Raw genomic sequence first — 1,549 nt, 5'->3', positions numbered from 1 at the left:
TGGGGCCGGGCGCGCCGGCACCACGTCGCGCGGTTCCGGCTGTGGTTCCTCGGGATCGGCAGCGTCGCCACCGGGCTCCTGCATCCCCTGCTGGCGCTGAACGCCGGGCCGGCCGTATCTCCCCGGCCTCGCCACCTCACCGGTCATGGCCGCCGTCGGCGCCCCGCTGCTCGCCCGGCTCTCGCGGGTCACGGCGTGAACCCATCGATTTCGGGGTACTGCGGGCCGCCCTTGGCGCTCCAGCTGGCGATCTCGCTGCGGCCCTGCCCCGGCCGGGTGCCACCCACCTCGGCTGCCGGGGCTCGGCTCGGCCGCCGTCTGCCGGGTGCCACCCACCTGCCCCGCACCTGCCCCGCCCCGGCCGGGTGCCACCACCTCGGCCGGCTGCCGGGGCTCGGCTCGGCCGGGGCCACCCTCGGCCACGCAATCTGCCCGATTTGCCGTGGAGCCTAAAGAATCGGAAGCCGTTTTACGTTCTACATAGGGTGTAGCTGACGATCGCGGGAACAGACCCCCATCCACCCCCAGACTCCTGTTCCCAGCGACGCCGGCCGAGACCACGGCCCGCGCCGACGCGGGGCGGTTGTTCCACGGCGCGTGGCCGTGGCACCGCCCCGAGATCAGGCGCCGCCACTCATTGCACAGGCGCGCCTCTGGCGCGACCTCGGAGACACACCCATGCCTCGAGGACCACGCTACCTGCCGCCCGGATGGAGCGTCGAAGTCACTACCCGAACGATCTGTGGCTTTTGCCTCCTGCCCGCCAACTCTCAGTTCGCCAGAATCATGGTGGGCACCGTCAAGGAGAACCTGGTCGCCCGAGTCTCCGACTGGGAATGCCTGCACTGCGCCGAGGCGCTGATCGACGGCAAGCCGATGCCCGGCATGTGGTACGACCGCGCAGTCGAGTACGAAGTGAATCGTCAGGCCGAGCGGAAGGCCGACCGTACCGGCTCCCCTGTCGAGCGCATCGAGCGAGGCGCGTTCATGACGCCTTACGAGCTGAAGCTGGCGCCCTTGCCCTGCTGGAAACACCTGTCGACAGCTCAGATCCGGAAGCAGATCGCCCAGATGGTCGCCGAGATCGAAGCCGACGCCGCCAAGCTCCGAGAGGAGCTCGGGCGCGACGTCGTCGGCATGGAAAAGATTCGCCATCAAAATCCCCTCCATCGGCCAGCCCGGAGCAAACGCTCGCCGAAGCCGTCGTGCCACGCCGCGAGCAAGGCCATGCGCAAGCGATTCCGTCAGGCCTACCGCGCCTTCGTCGCGATGTTCCAGGAAGCTTCGCTCCAGCTGAAGTTCGGCTACGTCACCCGAGCGATCTTCCCCAAAGGCAGCTTTCCTCCGAGCCTCCCGTTCATCAGGACCGGTGAGGAGTTCGATCCGCTGGCCGACGCCGGCGGCTCGCGGAACTTTGCTGCTGCTCTCGCTGCCGCGTCAGGCTGAGCACCACCGCGTCGGTGGCCGCTCCGTCGCCATTTCGAGCGCTCCTGATCTCTGAATCCCGAACTTCTCAGTAGGGGTGCGCCTACCGGCTTGCTTGCTGCGA

1 protein-coding gene is annotated in these 1,549 nt (G+C 68.8%); it reads left to right on the top strand.

The window, feature by feature from the left end:
* Window positions 1–678 precede the first annotated feature (678 nt).
* Entirely contained in the window at window positions 679–1,446 is a 768-nt protein-coding gene (locus tag GY769_25090) for a hypothetical protein (GenBank protein MCP4205200.1), read from the top strand.
* Window positions 1,447–1,549 lie beyond the last annotated feature (103 nt).

Source organism: bacterium (genome assembly GCA_024224155.1).
In the GTDB taxonomy this organism is placed as follows: domain Bacteria; phylum Acidobacteriota; class Thermoanaerobaculia; order Multivoradales; family JAHEKO01; genus CALZIK01.
Note: the sequence above shows the minus strand (reverse complement) of the source record. Positions and strands in the feature narration are given on the sequence as shown.